We start from the raw sequence: 14,668 nt of genomic DNA on the forward strand, positions 1-14,668 counted from the left end.
GCAATGACCTGGCCGGTCAGCGAGCCGAACACCGCGAGCACGGCCGCCAGCATCGGGTCGAGCGCCCAGGCCCAGAACGACATCGCGGTGAGGCCGAAACCGAAACCCGACAGGCCCTGGACGAAGCCGGCACAGATCGCGCCGACGGCGACGACCAGGGTGAGGTGATCCATCATGCGCGCCAGGATAGCGTCGCGATGGCCGCCCCTCCCGGGCGGTCCGCCCGTTCGTTCAGCCGGGATGCTCGCCGACGTCCGAGCTGTGCCGCAGCGTCGCGAAATGCACGGCATCGCTCAGGTGGTGGTAGTCGAAGCCGGCAAACGAATAGACGCCGTTGCGGTACGAGATCGCCAGTTGCGACATCGTCTTTCGTTCGGCCTCGTCGGGCGCATCGATGCCCGGGTGCGTCGTCGCATCGCGTTGCCGCACCCTGTCCGCCTCGCGGACCAGCACCAGGCGGGCGTGGTTCACGGCATCCGTGAGGTGGAGGAAGCGCACGCCTTGGCAGCTGTAGTGCGTGCCGTTGTAGCGGATGGCGAATGTCGCCATCAGCGTGGCGCGCTCCAGCAGGGTTTCACCGGGCCGCATCGGGCCGGCATCCATCCGGTCGGCGAGGTGCCCGCCCTCGGACGTGAAGGCATCTTCTGCAGCGGCATAGCTGTCGCGGTATCTCTTTGCCATGGGGTCTCCTGGAGTTCCCTGCAGCCTGCGCGCCGACAGGCGGCATGTCCGTGCGATGGAACACACAGGCGCCCGCTGCCGCGTGCCATCCGGCTTCAACCGCTCGCGCCGAGCCCCGCGCGCGGCAACGCGAAGAAGAAGCGAACCATCTCCTTCGACGCATCCGGACCTCGCGGGTCGGCATGGGACCCCCGGGCATCCCCGCCGAACCAGGCGTGGCCGGCCCCGTGGACGATCCACGACTCGAGCCGGACCTCGCCCGCGCTGTCCACATAGCGCGTGAGGCGGCAGGCCCGGCCGGCGTCCGACGCGTCTTCCAGCGTGATCGCATTCAACGGGCCCTGGCCGGCACGTGCCAGGTAGGCGTCCTGCGCCTGCCTGACGATCTCTGCGCCGTTGCTCGGCTGCACGGTGTGGTCGCGATCGCCGTGGAAGACGATCGTGGACACCGGGCGCGTTGCGCGGCCCGTCGATGCCGCGGCTCGCACACCGGGCATCCCGCTGCGCCCGCCCTTCATCGCGGCCATCGCCGACGGGATGTCGCTCGCGCTGCCATACGGCAAGCCCGAATGCGCGCCCACGCCGGCAAACAGATCCGGGTAGCACTCGCCGAGGACCACGGCCATCGCGGCGCCGGCGGACAGCCCGGCCACGAAGATCCGGCCCCGATCCACGCCGTGGCCTTGCGCCACCTGCTGGACGATGCCCGCGATCAGCGACGGCTCGCCGGCATCGCGCGCCTGGTCCTGCGGCTTGAACCAGTTCCAGCACTTCGACGGGTTCGCCYGCGCCGGCTGCTCGGGGTACACGACGAGRAAGCCCTGCTCGTCGGCCAGGCGGTTCATCCGCGTGCCGGTCGCGAAATCGTCGGGCGACTGGGTGCAGCCGTGCAGCATCACGATCACCGGACGCGCCTCGGCCGGATTCCCCGCGGGGACATAGAGCTTGTAGGCACGGCTCCCGGCGTGGTTGCTGAACTGGCAGGTCTCGAAGCTTCCCGCGACCTGCGCTTCATCCATCGACGGCTGCGCCACTCCAGCGGGCGGTGCGTACGGAACCGCATCCGGCGAGAGCGCCCGCCGGATCGTCTCGGTCACGTCACGCATCGGGCCCGTCGAGGTGTCGAGCCCCGCGGACGCGAGCGCCCGCTGGATCGTCTCGTTGATCGCGTTCGCATCGAAGGGCGGGGAAAAGGGTTTGTACAGCTTGCTCATCGTTCGATGCTGAGGGGTGGCCGCGCGCATTCACAGAGGCGCACAGGCCGATCCCGTGCAGGCGTCTTCCGACACGCGCATCGGTCGGTTGCCCTCACAGCTTGTCGCCGAGCGTGGAGAACAGCTCGATGAGCCGCGCTGCGGCAGGCGACAGGTAGCTGTTGGCGCGGTAGGTCACCACGAGCCGGCGGTGCATCGTGGCCTCCTTCAGGGGGATCTCCTTCAGGCCCGACCGTCCCGGCCGGCTGCCCAGGTGGTGGCGCGAGATGAAACTCAGCAGGCCGGTCTGCTCGATCAGCAAGGGCAGCATCAGCAGCATCGTGCTCTCGACCTGGACCTGCGGCCGCGGCAACCGCTTGCGGTCGAAGGTGTGGTCGAGCCAGTCGCGCGTCGGCGCGCCGGGAGGTTGCAGCGCCCAACGATAGCCCGACAAGTCCTTCAGCGTCGGGGTGCCGCGGAACAGTTCGTGGCTCGCGCTCGCGGCGACGACGATCGCATCCTCCACCAGCATCTTCGAGACGTAGCCGGCTTCGGTGGGGCCCTCGGTTCCCACCATCATGTCGATCTCGCCGGCATGCAGTTGCGGCTTCAAGGTGTCGACCAGGCCGACGACGGTGCGCAGCGTCACCTCGGGCGCCTCCTGCAGCAGTTGCCGGGCCACCGAGGGCAGCACGAACTGCGCCGCGGTCGGCACGATGCCGATGCGGACATGCCCGGCCAGGCCCTGGCCGATGGCACCGATCTCGCGCTGCGCATCTTCCACGTCGAAACGCATGCGCTGGGCCCACTTCAGCAGCACGCGACCCGCAGCCGTCAGCCGGATGCCCCGGCCGGCCTTCTCGAACAGCGCGGCCCCGCAGTCCTCCTCCAGGCGCCGGACGCAACTCGTCAGCGCGGGCTGGGTGCGGTGCAGCCGCGCCGCCGCACGGCCCATGTGCTGCAGCTCGGCGATGGTCTCGAAGTAGCGCATGTCGCGCAGGTCCATGTCAAAAGCGCCATTGATGGATTTCAAAAAACTATCGATTGGACTGTAGAGGTCGCCGCACCAATACTCAAGCCCATCGACAGACCCGCGACACCGATCCGGGCAGACGGATCGACACGATTCACGACGGAGACGACATGCCCCTGCCCCCGCCCTTGCACTTGCACTTGCGCCGACACCTCCTGCCCGCCCTGGCGCTGGCAGCCCTTTGCAGCGGCGCGTCCGCCGAAGCGTGGCCGGCCAAGCCGATCCGCGTCATCGTGCCGTTCCCGCCCGGCGGCGGAACGGACATCATCGCCCGCGAATCGACGCAGAAGGTCGCCGCGGCGACGGGCTGGACCTTCGTGATCGACAACAAGCCGGGGGCCGGCGGCAACCTCGGCGTGGACGCGGTGGCCAAGTCCCCGGCCGACGGCTACACGCTGGTGCTGGGCCAGACCAGCAACCTGGCGATCAACGCGACGCTGTAMGCGAAGATGCCCTACGACTCGCAGAAGGACCTGTCGCCCATCGTCCTGCTGGCGAATGCACCGCTGGTCATGGTCACCGGCATGGGCACGCCGCACAAGACGCTGGCCGATGCCGTCATCGCGGCGAAGGCCAGGCCCGACGCGCTGAACTTCGCGTCGCCCGGCAACGGCACCGTCGCGCACCTGACCGGCGAGCTGTTCCAGAAGGCCGCCGGCATCCGGACACAGCATGTGCCGTACAAGGGCGCCGCGCAGGCACTGACCGACGTCATCAGCGGCAACGTCGACCTCTACATGGCGTCGGTGCCGACACTGCTCGGCCAGATCAAGCAGGGCAAGCTGCGTCCGCTGGCGGTCACCTCGGCGAAGCGGGTCGACGACCTGCCGAACGTCCCGACCATCAACGAGTCGGGCTACAAGGGATTCGACGCCGTCACCTGGTTCGGCCTGCTGGCCCCCGCCGGCACGCCGAAGGAGGTCATCGCGAAGCTGAACGCCGAGTTCAACAAGGCGCTGCGCCAGGCCGACCTGCGCAAGAAGCTCGAAGACGAGGGTGCGGATGCCGCCGGCGGCACGCCCGACCAGTTCGCCGCGCTGATCAGGACGGAAGTCCAGCGCTGGGGCGGGGTCGTCAAGGAATCGGGCGCCAGGGTCGACTGACCCCGGGTCGCCGGCACGTTCAACCACCCATCCAGGAGATCCCGATGAGCCAGGCCGCTGCATTGCCCGACGTCATGCGCGACATCGAACGCGTCGACGCCGCCACCGTCGAGCGCGCTTCGAAGTTCCCTTCTTCGATCCTCGCCGACGTGGCCGGCCGTCGCGGCGCGCTGCACGGCCGCATCGCGCCGCTGTCGCCGTCGATGCGGTTCGCCGGCCCGGCGCTCACCGTCGAAGTCCGGCCCGGCGACAACCTGATGATCCATGCCGCGATGGCGATCGCGAAGCCGGGCGACGTGATCGTGGTCGACGGCAAGGGCGACCTCGGCAGCGCGCTGATGGGCGAGATCATGTCGCAGCAGTGCGTGGCGCTCGGCATCGCGGCGGTCGTGATCGACGGCGCGGTGCGCGACAGCGAGGCCATCCGCGAACTGGGCTTCCCGATGTATGCGGCGGGCCTGAACCCGAACGGCCCGACGAAGTTCGTCCCGGGGCGGCTCAACCACCCGATCTCCGTCGGCGGCGTGACCGTCCACCCTGGTGACCTCGTGGTAGGCGACGCCGATGGCGTGACGGTGATCGAGCGGGCCCGGGCCGCGGCGCTGCTGCCGCTGGCGGCCGAGAAGGTCGCCGCGGAGGCGCGGCGCATTGCCGACATCAGGAGTCGCAAGGCACTGCGGCCCGCCTGGCTGGAGGACGCGCTGCGTGCGGCCGGCGTGATCCAGGCCGGAGAGACGCTGTGAGCCGCAAGCCGGTGTTCGTCGTGACCGGTGCCGACCTGGCGCCGCAGGCGATGGCCTTGCTCGACGACTTCGAGGTCGTGTTCGCCGGCAGGACGCCGACGGAGCACGACGTGATCGCGCTGTGCCAGCGGCACGATCCGGTGGCGATCATCGTGCGCTACAGCCAGGTCGGCGCCGCCGCGATGGACGCTGCGCCGAGCCTGAAGGTGATCTCGAAGCATGGCAGCGGCACCGACACGATCGACAAGGCCGCTGCCCGGGCCCGCGGCATCCAGGTCGTCGCCGCGGCCGGGGCCAATGCCGCTGCCGTTGCCGAGCAGGCGCTCGCGCTGCTGCTCGCCGCCGCCAAGTCGGTGGTGATGCTGAACGAGCGCATGCATGGCGGCCACTGGGACAAGGCGACGCACAAGAGCATCGAGCTCGAAGGCCGCACCGTCGGCGTGATCGGCCTGGGCGCGATCGGCCGGCGCTTCGCGCGCGTGGCCGATGCGATGGGCATGCGCGTCCTCGGCTTCGACCCGTACGCGAATGACCTGCCGGCGCATGTCGCGCGCACCGATCTGGCGACGATCTGGCGCGAGGCCGATGCGATCTCGCTGCACTGCCCGCTGACGGCCGACAACGCACGGCTGCTGAACGCGCAGACCCTGGCCGCCTGCAAGCGGGGCGTGCTGATCGTCAACACCGCGCGCGGTGGCCTCATCGACGAGGCGGCGCTGCTCGCCGCGGTGCGCTCCGGCCAGGTGGCCGCGGCCGGGCTCGACAGCTTCGCGACCGAACCGATGCCCTCGCCGCATCCGTTCCACGGCGAGGCGCGCATCACGCTCAGCCCGCACATCGGCGGCGTCACCGCGGATGCGTACGTCAAGATGGGTGTGGCTGCGGCGGAGAACGCGCTGAAGGTCCTGGGCAAGGCACCCTAAGCCAGGTTCACCGCCAGCGTCTCGGCCGCCGAGAGGCCCTGCTCCATCAACGCGAGGAACGCAGCGTTCGCCTTCTTCGCAGACCCGCCGCGCTCCATCAGGCGTATCGCTTCTTCGCGCGCCGTGCGCAGCGTCAGCACGATCATCCCGGCCATGAGTCGCGTGAGGCCGTCCGGCTTCGGCCCCGCCAGCTCGATCGCCAGCCCTTCGGCCGCTTCGTCCCCGAGCTCGCGCAGGCGCGCTTGAAGCGACGGGCTCGCGGCGAGAACCCGCCACCAGTTCACCGCCTGCGTGTTGACGGAACACAGCGGATGCTTCTGGCCGCTCAGTTCCTGGACGAGCGCGCGCAGCGCCTCGATGGGAGGTTTCCCGTCGGGCCTCTCGCGCAGCGCCTGACGGAAGGACAGCAGCTTCAGGTCGTCCTCGCGATCGAGCATCAGCTCTTCCTTGCGCGAGAAGTAGTTGAAGACGGTCATCTTCGACACCTTCGCGGCCACCGCGATTTCGTCGATCGTCACCGCCTCGAAGCCGCGCTCGAAGAACAGCGCTGTCGCCACGTCGGAAATCCGCTGTCGGGTCTCCCGCTTCTTGCTCTCGCGTCTGTCGCCCATGGGCACGAAGCTTAGCCGAAGCTCGCGCCGGAGACCCGTCGTCAAGCCACATTTTTTGACTCAGTCAAAAATGTATTGCACTAAACTTTTATCGAGTACACAATTTTCACTCATCGCGCCCGATGTGGCGCCAGAGAGAAAAGGACCGGCGGATGACCCGTGGCAACGACAGGAAGGTGCTCATCTCGGGTGCGAGCTTCGCGGGGCTCTCGTCCGCGCATTGGATGAGCCAGCTGGGCTACGACGTGACCATCGTCGAGATMGGTCCGGGCTTGCGCACCGGCGGCACGGCAGTCGACATCCGCGGGAACACGGTCGACATCGTCAGGCGCATGGGGATCCTCGAACGGATCCGCGCGGATCGCCTGAGCCTGCGGCGCTGGGAATTCAAGAACGCCGATGACCGGACCGAGCGCGCACTCGTGTTGCGAGCGGAAGGCGATCCTCCTCCGGAGGATGAATTCGAGATCGAGCGGGACGTGCTGCTGAACATCCTGCTCGAGGCCGTGGGAGACCGATGCGAGATCGTCTTCGGGGACAGCATCGCAGGGTTGGTCGAGACGATCGACGGCGTCGACGTCACGTTCAGGAAGGGCGGCCGGCGCTCGTTCGGCCTCGTGCTCGGCTGCGATGGCATGCATTCGGGGGTGCGCAGGCTCTGGTTCGGCGAGGAGGCGCAGTACACGCACTTTCTCCAGCAGTACTTCTCGATCGCGATCGTGGACCAGTTGCTGATCGAACGCGATACCGCGCAGATGTTCAACGTGCCGGGCAAGGCCGTGATGCTCAATGCCTACAAGAACAGGACCGACATCATCCTGGGCTTTGCCTGCGAGCGCGAGATCGCATATGACCGCCGCGACGAGGCGCAGCAGCGCAGGATCATGACGGAGCAGTTCGCCGGCCTGGGCTGGCGGACTGCGGAGGTGTTGAGGGCCATGGCCGGCTCGGACAACTTCTACTTCGACAAGCTGTGCCAGGTCCGGATGCCCTCGTGGTCGCGGGGCAGGGTCGCGCTGGTGGGAGACGCGGCCTTCTGCGCGTCTCCCGCGGCAGGAATGGGCGGGTCGCTCGCCATCGACGGCGCGGCCGCGTTGGGAGAGGCGATGCGAGCCGCGGGCGGCGACCACGCGCAGGCGTTCCGCCTCTACGACGAGCAGTTCCGCCCGTTCGTCGACGAAGTTCAAGCCGCGGCGGTGCGGACGGGACTCGAGACGCTGGTTCCTCGAACCGAAGAGGCGATCCGCGCACGAAATGCGAAGACGGAATTCGGGTTCCAGGTGCCGCCATAAATGCCTGACATTATTCCGGAGAGGCCTCCAGGGGCACACCTATACTGCCGCCGATGAACGAGTTGCTGCTTCCCGCCGGGGGCGTCGGGCCCCTGTCCTCGCAGATCTACGCGCTCGTGGTCGAGGCGATCCTTCGCGGCGAGTTCGGACCGTCCGGCAAGCTGCCCACCGAAAGCGAACTTGCTGCCACCTTCGGCGTGTCGCGGCCGACGATACGGGAGGCGCTGTCGCGCTTGCGTGCGGACGGCGTGATCGGATCGCGGCGCCGCGCCGGCACCAGCGTCATCCGCACGCCGGGCGCGCCGGTGGTGGCGATGACGCCGATTCGCAACCTCGCCGACATCGAGTGCTACTACGCCTTCCGGTCCTGCGTGGAGGCCGGTGCGGCGGCCGCTGCCGCCGAGTTCCGCAACAGCGACGACATCGATGCGCTGAATGCCGCCTACGAGGCGCTCAACGTGACGATGGAGTCCGGACACGCAGGCATCGACGAAGACGTGGAGTTCCACCTCGCGATGGCGCGTTGCTCGCACAACCCCTTCTTCGTGGCGTCGATCGAGACCAGCGTTGCGCCCATCCGGCAGTTCATCGAGCTCGCGCGCAACGCCCACGACAAGAAGAGTCCCGAGCGCGTGCGCGAGACCCAGGCAGAGCACCGTGCGGTGATCGACGCGATCGTGCGCCGGGCTGCGGGCGACGCGGCCGAAGCGGTTCGCAGCCACATCCGCAACGCGAAGCGGCGCATCTTCGAAGCGACGCAACTGCCCTGAATCGGCACCGGACCCGCCAGGCATGGACAAGGGGTTTGTCCTGATCACATTTGCTTGACATGAATCCCGCCAGGGAAACAATGTCAGGCATTAATTGACGCCTTGTGCCGGTCGACGGAACGCCACCAGGAGGTGGTCCGTGCGACCTGCGGTCTTCATGCGCGTCCCACCTGGTGATCTGCGAGCCCGGGTCTCACACGACATCTCGCACGACGGTCACTGATCGCCGGGTATTCGGTTGTCCCCTCACTTCTGTCGCCAAGGAGCACGGATGAACTCGAACACGTCGATCACACGCTTCCTGTCTGTGAATGCGCTGAGCGCCTGCCTGCTGGTGTCGCTGCTCTGCGGCTGCGGCGGAGGCGGCGAGGCCAGCGCGGACGGGAGCGAGGCCACCGAGGCGAGCACCCAGGGGAGCTCATCCCCGGGCATCGGCAACGCCTTCCAGGTCGGCACGACCAGCACCGACGCGAACCTGCCGGCCGCGCCGGTGCTGCCGGTCGACGCGCAAGTCTGCGCGACGCTGGAAGCCGGCAACAAGCTGGTGCGGCGCCCCGACGGCGCACTGCCGCCGGAAGCCGATCCGTCGCTCCCGGGCGTCGGCGTTGCGGTCAGCGCCGCGACGGCCAACCCCGACCAGGCCCGCATCCAGGCCGCGCTCGATGCCTGTGGYGCGGGGGTCGATGCCGAGGTCGGTGCCGCGATCGCGGCGGCCGACGCAGCCGCCACTGCGCAGCAGCAGGCAGCGGCCGATCCGGGCAGGAACATCGCCGGCGCGTCCGGAGAAGAGCTGGCCAAACCGCAGTACCGCGCGACCCGCTTCGCGGTGCGCCTCGTGGTCAGCAGCAGCGGCCCGGGCAACGCCTTCATCAGCGGCCCGCTCACGCTGCCTTCCGGCGTGACGCTGTGGATCGACAAGGGCGTGACGCTGTTCGCCAGCCGCGACGTCATGGCCTACTCGCCCAAGCCGGCCGGACCGTACTGCGCGAACACCGCGGTGAGCGCCACCAAGGCCGGCAGCTCCGGGAATTGCACTGCGCTGATCAACGGCGACAACCTCGTGAACTCGGCCGTGGTCGGTGACGGCGCGATCGACAGCCGCGGCTACGCCGAGATCGTGACGACCAACAAGCTGTACCCGCTGATGAAGGTCGACATGAGCTGCTCGAACACCTACGCCGCCTATGCGCAGGGCCTGCAGGCCGTCGACGGCACGCCGTGCGACGACGGCGGCACGCTGGTCGACTCGAAATCGTCGGTGCGCAACATGACGTGGTGGGACCTGGCCTACCTCGGCAACATGGTGCAGAACGGCACCACCGGCACGGCCTCGCAGTCGAACTTCCGCATGATGGTGTTCAACTACGCGAAGAACCTGACGCTGCACCGCATCACGCTGAACAACAGCGCGAACTTCCACGTCGTTCCCAGCGGCGTCGACGGCCTGACGGTCTGGGGCGTGAAGGTGCAGACGCCGTCGCTGGCGGCCTACGCGAACCCTGCCGGCAACGGCAACCCGCTCTACACCGGCGAGACCTTCACGCGGGACAACGTGAAGAACACCGACGCCTTCGACCCCGGCTCGGCCAAGAGCGCGACCTCGGCAGCGCTGACCACCGGCAGCACGACGAAGTCCGCCGCGAAGATCTCGTTCGACGGCTACCTGAAGAACGTCGTCTTCGCGTTCAACTTCGTGAGCACCGGCGACGACGACATCGTGCTCAAGGGCAGCAACAACCCGAGCCCCGCCAATTCAGGCCTCGCGGGCATCGACGGCGACCGCGACGTGCGCTCCGACCGCAAGTGGGGGATCGTCATCGCCCACAACCACATCTACTGGGGTCATGGCATCTCGATCGGCTCGGAGACGAACAGCGGCGTGAAGAACGTCCACGTGTACGACAACAGCTTCGACGGCTCGGAGGAGGGCCTGCGCATCAAGTCCGACTACGCGCGCGGCGGCGAGGTCAGCAACATCCACGTCGACAACATCTGCATGCGCAACGTGACCAATGCGCTGCTGTACACGCCGTACTACAGCACCAAGGCACTGCCTGCTGGCGGGCCGCTGGTCCCCAACTTCCACGACATCTTCCTGGCGAGCATCTCCATCGAGGGCCAGACGGCCATCACGCTGCGCGGCTTCGCGGCCGACACGGGCGGCTTCAGCCTCCCGGCCCATCCGCTGGTCATGTCGCTGACCAATGTGGTGACCGATTCGCCCGATGCGGTGCGGGTCATCGCGTCGGACGCTCAGCTCACCCTCGATCGGGTCAACCTGCCGATCCTGCCGTCAGCCGACAACCGGGTCACGGTCACCGGCAAGGCCACGCCCTACGTCCATCCGTCGAGGGTCGTGGATTGCAGTCGCGCCTACGTCGACTTCCCGTCGTCGACGAGCCCGGCAGGCACCGGCTGGTGACGCTTGCGGGCGGCCCGCCGGGCCGCCCGGGTTCACCACTGCCCCGGGTTCACCACTGCATTTCGCCCTTGGCCACCTTGGCGCCGATGTCGAGCGCGATGCCCAGCCCGGCCTGCGGGTAGGCCTTCTTCATCGCGTCGATCAGCTCCGCGGCGCTCTTGGCTTTCGCCGCTTCCACATCGAAGCGCTGCAGGTAGTCGCGGGTGTAGCGGATGCTGCTGCCGTCGAGCGCCGTGCCGGCGGCCATGTGGCCGGGCACGACGGTGGCGGGCTTCAGCGCCTCGATCTCGTCGAGCTGGGCGAACCATGCCTTGCGCTCGCTGGCCTTCTGGGTGTCGGCGGTCCACACGTGCAGGTTGCCGAAGATCGCGATGTTGCCGACGACGGCCTTGATCGACGGAATCCACACGTAGGGGCGATGGGCCAGTTCACCGGTGATACCGCGAACCTCGATCGTCTCGCCATCGACGCTCAGCGTCGTGCCCTGCAGCAGTTCCGGCACGATCGGCTTCTGCGGCGCATTGGTGCCCATCTTGGGGCCCCAGAACGCCAGCTTGCCCGCCAGCTTGGCCTGGATCTTCTCGCGCACGGCCGGGGTGGTCAGCACCTGGGCCTGCGGGAAATACGCCTTCAGCACTTCGGCGCCGAAGTAGAAATCCGGGTCGGCGTTGCTGATGAAGATGGTGCGCAGCGACTTGCCGCTGTCGAGCACGTTGGCCGCCACGCGCAGCGCATCGGCACGGGTGAAGCCGCTGTCGATGACGATGGCCTCGGTCTTGCCGCTGACCACCACGGCGTTGACGTTGAAGCTGTTGCCGTCGGCGTTGTAGACCTTCAGGCTCAGCGCAGGCTGGCTCTGCGCCACGGCAGCCGTGGGTGCGACGACGCCCAGCGCCAGGGCGGGCAGGAAAACGCGGACGAAGGTGCTGAACTGGAACATGGAGATCTCCGTGAGGGTTGAAACACTGTTTGCGACCGGACGAACTCTATTTGCATCGATACAGTAGATAAAGCTTGCTACAGTTGAATCGTTGTTGCATGGATCGATGAAATGGACCGTCTGACCGCCGTGCGTGTGTTCGTCGAGGTGGCCGATCTCGGCAGCCTCACCCAGGCTGCCGAGCGCCTGGAGATGTCGGTCGCGATGGTCAGCCGCTACCTCGCGGCGGTCGAGGACTGGCTCGGCGCCCGCCTGCTGCACCGGACCACGCGGCGCGTCAGCCTCACGGATGCCGGGTCGGCGGCACTGCCGTCGTGCCGGCAGCTGCTCGGCATCGCGGACGAGGTCCATCACCTGGCCGGCGAGCGCAGCCGTGAGCCGGCGGGGCTGCTGCGCGTCACCACCGCCGGCTCCTTCGCCGAGGCCCAGCTCACCAGCGCGCTGGTGGATTTCCAGCGCCTGCACCCGCAGGTGGAGGTGATGCTGTCGGTGGGCGACAAGGTCACCGACCTGGTCGCGGAGCGCGTCGACCTCGCGGTGCGCATCACCAACACGCTGGACGCGACGATGATCGCGCGGCCGCTGGCGCAATGCCGATCGATGCTGTGCGCCTCACCCGGGTACCTGCAGCAGCACGGCGTGCCGCAGGTGGCCGAGGAGTTGCGTCGACACCGCTGCGTGGCCCATGCCTTCGGCATCGGCAAGCACTACGGTTTCACGCGCGGTGGCGAGAAGATCGTGGTGTCGGTCGACTGGGCCTTCCATACCAACGAGACCGCGGTGCTCCGGCGCGCCGTGCTGTCGGGCGCCGGCATCGGCATGCTGCCTACCTACTACCTCGGCGACGACCTGCGCGCCGGCCGCCTGGTGCCGCTGCTGCCCGACCACGAGCCGGACGTGCTGGGCATCCACGCCCTCTACCTCTCACGCCAGCATCAACCGCTGGCGCTGCGCATGCTGGTGGACTTCCTCGCGGAGCGCTTCGCGGGAGAGGAGGCGCCGTGGGACCTCGCCCTGAAGGCATCGCCCCTTTGAGAGAATTCACTTCATCAACCGGGGAAAGGAGGTTTGTTCGATGTTTCGGATCACAACTACTGACACGACAAATGCAAATACATATCTTCAGAGGTCCTGGTCGCGTATTCGGTTTCACCGCACAAGCATCTGGTGAGAACCTGCCTCGGAAGTACGCGCCCTGGACGGCATTCAAGACCATCGAGCTCGTCAGGGACGAGCGAACACCTGGCGTCGATGCGAATCAGTGTCTCGACGATATCGAGGCATACGGGCTGCACCTGACCGATGCGCACGTTCGCATCACAGAGGAAGCACTTCGGTAAACGTCGTGTGGACTGCGCACTGGCAGCCGTGGTCACTCCGGCAATCCGGCCAGTCGCAGTCCTTCCGCGAATCGCGCCAGGTCCTGCGAGCGATGAATCGGCAGCCAGTCCTTGAGATTGGAGACGCGCAGGGACGGGTCGAGCGTGCGCACCTGCTGCATCGCCTGCCTCGCCATGTCCATTCGCCCGGCAAGCGCATGACTCGCCGCCACCAGGCTGACCGCGGCCAGGAAACTCGGTAGATTTCCGACGGCCTTTTCCGCCCAGGCCGAAGCGGCATCGAAGCGCCCCGCGAAGAAGTGCGACAGCGCCATGCCGGCCTGCATCCTGAACATTTCCGGATCCAGCGGACTCAGGCGAACGGCACGCGCCAGGTGCTCGATCGCGGCGTCCGTCTCGCCGTGCAGGGCGCGCAGGTATCCGCCCAGGAACCATGCGGGGGCGAGGTTCGGATTGAGCAGCACGGCCCGGTCGAGCAACGCGATGCCGCCATCGAGGTCGCCGGCGAGATGCCCGAGCGCGTGGCCTGCTCGCGTGAGGGCGACCGCATCGTCGCGGCCGAGCTCCACCGCCCGCCGCGCCAGGCGGGTGCCCTCGGCGATCTCTGCGGGCCGATCGGTCATCCAGCCGTTCACCTTGCGCCAGAAATGACACCAGGCCGCCATGCCATAGGCCGATGCAAATTCCGGATCGAGCTCGACGGCCTTGTAGAACAGGGGCAGTGCCGCCTCGATGGATTCGCGCGTTCCGCTGTGCAGCCTGGCGGTGCCGCGCAGGTAGTAGTCGTWGGCGTCGAGGCTTTCCGTGGGCTTGCGCTTGGCTCGCTCGATTTCCGCCCGCTCGAGTTGCGGCGCGATCGCGCCGACGACGCTTTCGGCGATTTGATCCTGCAGCTCGAAGATGTCGTCCAGCGTGCCTTCGAAGCGCTCGGCCCACAGATGCGTGCCGCTCGTCGCGTCGATGAGCTGCCCGGTGATGCGCACCTTGCTGCCGGTCTTGCGCACGCTGCCTTCCAGCACGTAGCGCACGCCCAGCTCGCGGCCGACCTCCTTCACGTCCACCGCCCTGCCCTTGTAGGTGAAGCTCGAATTGCGCGCGATGACGAACAGCCAGCGCAGGCGCGACAGCGCGGCGATGATGTCCTCCACCACGCCGTCGGCGAAATACTCCTGCTCGGGATCGCCGCTCAGGTTGTGGAAGGGCAGCACGGTCATCGAGGGCTTGTCCGGAAGGGCGAGTGCGGGCGGCAGTTCCCTTGGTTCGCCGGGGGCGTGTTCGCCGACCTGGACCTCGCCGACGAAGCGGAACCCCTTGCGGGCGATCGTCCGGACCAGGCGCTGCTCCTCGCCGCTGTCGCCGATGGCCTTGCGAACCGCGTTGATGTGGCTGGTGATCGTCGACTCCGAGACCACCCGGCCACTCCATACCGCCGCGAGCAGGTCGTCCTTGCTGACGACGCGGTCGCGGCTCCTGACGAGATGCAGTAGCAGATCGAACACCTGCGGCCCGACCGGCATGACTTGCGCGCGATGCGAAAGCTCCCGGCGCTCCGGGTCGAGCACGTAGTCTCCAAACATGAACTGCACGGTGTCGTCCCCCGTCGGAGGATGGTACGGC

Annotated in this window: 13 protein-coding genes and 1 pseudogene; 7 read left to right on the forward strand and 7 right to left on the reverse strand. The window is 67.8% G+C overall.

The window, feature by feature from the left end; all coding sequences use genetic code 11:
• The 4 genes and pseudogenes from AC1D12_RS09080 to AC1D12_RS09095 form a co-directional block, all read right to left on the reverse strand.
• Positions 1-173, reverse strand: a pseudogene (locus AC1D12_RS09080) (sulfite exporter TauE/SafE family protein); the annotation flags it as partial.
• Positions 174-231: 58 nt separating this feature from the next.
• Positions 232-681: a hypothetical protein gene (locus AC1D12_RS09085; RefSeq protein WP_477826218.1), complete on the reverse strand. Its 450-nt coding sequence runs from the start codon at positions 679-681 to the stop codon at positions 232-234.
• Positions 682-776: 95 nt separating this feature from the next.
• Positions 777-1,895 (reverse strand): extracellular catalytic domain type 1 short-chain-length polyhydroxyalkanoate depolymerase, encoded by a 1,119-nt coding sequence (locus AC1D12_RS09090; RefSeq protein WP_477840026.1) that lies wholly within the window; start codon positions 1,893-1,895, stop codon positions 777-779.
• 94 nt (positions 1,896-1,989) lie between these two features.
• Positions 1,990-2,880: a LysR family transcriptional regulator gene (locus tag AC1D12_RS09095; protein WP_477840028.1), complete on the reverse strand. Its 891-nt coding sequence runs from the start codon at positions 2,878-2,880 to the stop codon at positions 1,990-1,992.
• Positions 2,881-3,017: 137 nt separating this feature from the next.
• Here AC1D12_RS09095 and AC1D12_RS09100 point away from each other — a divergent pair, with 137 nt between their 5' ends.
• Genes AC1D12_RS09100 through AC1D12_RS09110 form a run of 3 tightly spaced genes read left to right on the forward strand, consistent with a single transcriptional unit; the run spans position 3,018 to position 5,676 of the window.
• Positions 3,018-4,010: a Bug family tripartite tricarboxylate transporter substrate binding protein gene (locus AC1D12_RS09100; protein WP_477840030.1), complete on the forward strand. Its 993-nt coding sequence runs from the start codon at positions 3,018-3,020 to the stop codon at positions 4,008-4,010.
• A 44-nt stretch (positions 4,011-4,054) separates the two neighbouring features.
• Complete coding sequence (locus AC1D12_RS09105; protein ID WP_477825265.1) at positions 4,055-4,753, forward strand: RraA family protein; 699 nt, start codon at positions 4,055-4,057, stop codon at positions 4,751-4,753.
• Positions 4,750-5,676, forward strand: coding sequence for an NAD(P)-dependent oxidoreductase (locus tag AC1D12_RS09110; RefSeq protein WP_477825266.1), 927 nt, complete (start codon positions 4,750-4,752; stop codon positions 5,674-5,676). The genes AC1D12_RS09105 and AC1D12_RS09110 overlap by 4 nt, the downstream gene beginning before the upstream one ends.
• Here the strand turns inward: AC1D12_RS09110 and AC1D12_RS09115 are convergent.
• Positions 5,673-6,287 carry a TetR/AcrR family transcriptional regulator gene (locus AC1D12_RS09115; protein ID WP_477825273.1) on the reverse strand — a complete coding sequence of 205 codons (615 nt, stop codon included), beginning with the start codon at positions 6,285-6,287 and terminating at the stop codon, positions 5,673-5,675. The two genes, AC1D12_RS09110 and AC1D12_RS09115, sit on opposite strands and share 4 nt — an antisense overlap.
• A gap of 152 nt (positions 6,288-6,439) precedes the next feature.
• Here AC1D12_RS09115 and AC1D12_RS09120 point away from each other — a divergent pair, with 152 nt between their 5' ends.
• From AC1D12_RS09120 to AC1D12_RS09130, 3 genes are all read left to right on the forward strand, one after another.
• Positions 6,440-7,579: an FAD-dependent monooxygenase gene (locus AC1D12_RS09120; protein ID WP_477825267.1), complete on the forward strand. Its 1,140-nt coding sequence runs from the start codon at positions 6,440-6,442 to the stop codon at positions 7,577-7,579.
• Positions 7,580-7,632: 53 nt separating this feature from the next.
• Positions 7,633-8,349 (forward strand): FadR/GntR family transcriptional regulator, encoded by a 717-nt coding sequence (locus tag AC1D12_RS09125; protein WP_052212876.1) that lies wholly within the window; start codon positions 7,633-7,635, stop codon positions 8,347-8,349.
• A 271-nt stretch (positions 8,350-8,620) separates the two neighbouring features.
• Positions 8,621-10,771, forward strand: a complete 2,151-nt coding sequence (locus AC1D12_RS09130; protein ID WP_477825268.1) for a glycoside hydrolase family 28 protein — start codon at positions 8,621-8,623, stop codon at positions 10,769-10,771.
• A gap of 49 nt (positions 10,772-10,820) precedes the next feature.
• Here the strand turns inward: AC1D12_RS09130 and AC1D12_RS09135 are convergent, their stop codons facing one another.
• Complete coding sequence (locus AC1D12_RS09135) at positions 10,821-11,711, reverse strand: MBL fold metallo-hydrolase (RefSeq protein WP_477825269.1); 891 nt, start codon at positions 11,709-11,711, stop codon at positions 10,821-10,823.
• A gap of 111 nt (positions 11,712-11,822) precedes the next feature.
• Here AC1D12_RS09135 and AC1D12_RS09140 point away from each other — a divergent pair, with 111 nt between their 5' ends.
• Positions 11,823-12,746 carry a LysR family transcriptional regulator gene (locus tag AC1D12_RS09140; RefSeq protein ID WP_477825270.1) on the forward strand — a complete coding sequence of 308 codons (924 nt, stop codon included), beginning with the start codon at positions 11,823-11,825 and terminating at the stop codon, positions 12,744-12,746.
• A 337-nt stretch (positions 12,747-13,083) separates the two neighbouring features.
• On the opposite strand, the gene AC1D12_RS09145 is transcribed toward AC1D12_RS09140, so the two are convergent.
• Entirely contained in the window at positions 13,084-14,637 is a 1,554-nt protein-coding gene (locus AC1D12_RS09145; RefSeq protein WP_477840033.1) for a winged helix-turn-helix domain-containing protein, read from the reverse strand.
• Positions 14,638-14,668 lie beyond the last annotated feature (31 nt).

The sequence above is a fragment of the Rhizobacter sp. P1_G5 genome, assembly GCF_056405435.1.